The sequence below is a fragment of the Hansschlegelia beijingensis genome, from assembly GCF_045505405.1.
Lineage (GTDB): Bacteria > Pseudomonadota > Alphaproteobacteria > Rhizobiales > Methylopilaceae > Methylopila > Methylopila beijingensis_A.
Genome location: NZ_JBJKEX010000366.1, coordinates 1 through 3,017 on the forward strand (window position 1 = coordinate 1; position 3,017 = coordinate 3,017).

At 71.0% G+C, this 3,017-nt stretch carries 3 pseudogenes; 2 read left to right on the forward strand and 1 reads right to left on the reverse strand.

Annotated elements, in window-relative coordinates:
* Positions 1–100: 100 nt before the first annotated feature.
* Together ACIKT0_RS16070 and ACIKT0_RS16075 are read left to right on the forward strand one after the other, a co-directional pair.
* Positions 101–1,195, forward strand: a pseudogene (locus tag ACIKT0_RS16070) (sulfite reductase subunit alpha); the annotation flags it as partial.
* Positions 1,122–2,639, forward strand: a pseudogene (locus ACIKT0_RS16075) (molybdopterin-dependent oxidoreductase); the annotation flags it as partial. The pseudogenes ACIKT0_RS16070 and ACIKT0_RS16075, both read left to right, overlap by 74 nt.
* Before the next feature lie 264 nt (positions 2,640–2,903).
* Here the strand turns inward: ACIKT0_RS16075 and ACIKT0_RS16080 are convergent.
* Positions 2,904–3,017: pseudogene (locus ACIKT0_RS16080) on the reverse strand (beta-hydroxydecanoyl-ACP dehydratase); the annotation flags it as partial.

Consider the following 3,017-nt stretch of genomic DNA (forward strand, 5'->3'; position numbering starts at 1 on the left):
GCGTCAGGACCGATTAACGGCATCAACAGGCGCTTGCCGAAGATGTAGTTCAGTCCTGACAAGGCGAGGACGATGAAGCAGGCCGCCGTCATCCAGTGGCGTCGAGGCGGCTTTCCTGTCGCGACGGCGCCTCAACGCGGAAGGCTCCGACAAGGAGACGAGCCACGTCGAGATCGACCTCTCGGAAAGCGGGCTGAGCTATGAGCCGGGCGACAGCTTCGGCCTGTTCGCCTCCAACGCCCCAGAGCTTTGCGCGCTCGTGGCCGCGCGGCTCGGCGGCGTGCTGGACGATGTCGTGACCCATGCGGGCGAGACCCTCCCGCTCGCCGCGTGGCTTTCCGACAAGGTGTCCCTCGGCGCGGCCCCTGACGCGCTGTTCGAGCTGCTTGGGACCTATGCGGAGGACGCCGCCGACAAGGCGAGGCTCGCGAGGCTCGCGGACGGCGAGGATCCGGACGGCGACCTCGAGACGCTTGATGTGCTCGCCGCGCTGGAGAAGTTTCCCGCCGCGAAGCCGCCGGTCGCCGAATTTCTGGCGGCCCTCGAGCCCCTGCAGCCGCGGCTCTACTCGATCTCCTCCGCCCTTTCCGCGGATCCCGGCAAGGTCAGCCTAACGGTCGATGCCGTCCGCTACCGCGTCGGCGACCGCATGCGGCTCGGCCTCGCCTCCACCTATCTCGCGGACCGGGTCGGGCCGGGCGACTGTCTCAAGGTCTACGTCCAGAAGGCGCACGGCTTCGCTCTGCCGAAGGACGGCGCCACGCCGATCGTCATGGTCGGCCCCGGCACCGGGATCGCGCCGTTCCGGTCTTTCCTGCGCGAGCGGCGCGCGACAGGCGCGACCGGCGGCGCGTGGCTGTTCTTCGGCCACCAGCGGGAGGCCACGGACTTTCTCTACCGCGAAGAGCTCGCGGAGCTTCAGCAAGCGGGCGCGCTCACGAAGCTGTCCCTCGCCTGGTCCCGCGACGGCGCGGAGAAGGTCTACGTCCAGGATCGCATGCGCGAGGCGGGCGCGGAGCTCTGGAGCTGGTTGGACCGCGGCGCGCATTTCTACGTCTGCGGCGACGCCAAGCGCATGGCCGCCGACGTCGAGAAGGCGCTGGTCGACATCGTCTCCGAACATGGGGCGCGCGAAGGCAAGGCGTTCGTCGCCGAGCTGCGCAAGGCCGGCCGCTATCAGGCGGACGTCTATTGAAGCCCGCGGCGGCCGGGTTGACCCACATGGCGGCCCGCTCGTGAACGCCGATGCGCGCGAGCGGACGCCGGTCCGCACCGCCTGCCCGTATTGCGGCGTCGGCTGCGGCGTGTTGGCGACGCCCGACGGCGCCGGCGGCGCAAGCATCGCCGGCGATCCGGCGCATCCGTCGAATTTCGGCCGGCTCTGCTCAAAGGGAGCTGCCCTGGGCGAGACGCTCTCGCTCGACGGCCGCCTGCTGCACCCCGAGATCGCGGGCCGCAGGGCGTCCTGGGACGAGGCGCTGGACTCCGTCGCGCGGGGCTTCGGCGAAACGCTGGAGCGGCACGGGCCGGGAGCGATCGCCGTCTATCTGTCAGGCCAGTTGCTGACCGAGGACTATTACGCCGCCAACAAGCTGTTCAAAGGCTTCCTCGGCTCTGCGAACGTCGACACCAATTCGCGGCTCTGCATGTCGTCTTCAGTCGCGGGCCACAAGCGCGCCTTCGGCGCGGACACCGTCCCGGGCGTCTACCGCGACCTCGAGACCGCCGACCTCCTCGTGCTCGTCGGCTCCAACGCCGCCTGGTGCCACCCGGTGCTGCACCAGCGGATGCTCGCCGCGCGGGCCGCACGCGGAACCAGGATCGTCGTGCTGGACCCCCGCCGCACCGCGACAGCGGACGAAGCCGACCTGCATCTGCAGCTCAGGGGCGGCTCGGACGTCGCGCTGTTTTCCGGGCTGCTCGTCGCGCTGGCCGACTGCGGCTTCGTCGATCAGGCTTATGTCGACGCCCACACGTCCGGCCTCCAGGCGGCGCTCGCCCGCGCGCGCGAGATCGCGCCCGATCTCCCCGCCGTCGCGGCCGCGTGCGGCCTCGCCGAGGCGGAGCTCTCCGCCTTCTACGACCTGTTCGCCGGCGCCGAACGCGTGGTGACGCTCTACAGCCAGGGCGTGAACCAGTCGGCGCAGGGGACCGACAAGGTCAACGCGATCATCAACGTGCATCTCGCGACGGGTCGCATCGGCCGCGAAGGCATGGGCCCGTTCTCGCTCACCGGGCAGCCCAACGCGATGGGCGGCCGCGAGGTCGGCGGCCTCGCTAACCAGCTGGCCGCCCACATGGGCTTCGATGCGACCTCGGTCGACCGCGTCCGCCGCTTCTGGGACGCGCCCCGCATGGCGCGCGCGGAGGGCCGCATGGCGGTCGACATGTTCGAGGCGATCGACCGCGGGGAAATCAGGGCCCTCTGGGTGATGGGCACCAACCCGGCCGCCTCGATCCCGCGCGCCGACGCCGTGCGCAAGGCTCTGGCGAAGCTCGATCATTTCGTCGTCTCGGAGAACGTCGCCTCGAACGACACCCTGACGGCCGGGGCGAAGATCCGGCTGCCCGCGGCGGCGTGGGGCGAGAAGGACGGCACGGTCACGAATTCCGAACGGCGCATATCCCGTCAGCGCCCTTTTCTGCCCCTGCCCGGCGAGGCGCGGCCGGACTGGTGGATCATCGCCCGCGTCGCGGATCGGCTCGGCTTCGGGGCGGCCTTCGCCTGGCGCACGGCCGGCGAGGCGTTCCGCGAGCACGCCGCGCTTTCGGCCTTCGAGAATGACGGCGCGCGCGACTTCGACATCGGCGCGCTCGCCGAGCTCGACGACGACGCCTATGACGCACTGGAGCCGACCCAGTGGCCCGCCACGCGCCGTGGCGGGGGCGGCGAGACGCGGTTCTTCGCCCAGGGCGGCTTCTTCACCGGTCCCGAGCGCGCGGCCGCGACCCTCGCCGCCGATCCAGCCCAGGAAGAAGCCGGTCATCTGCCACAGAGCGTCGAGACCCAGGCAGCC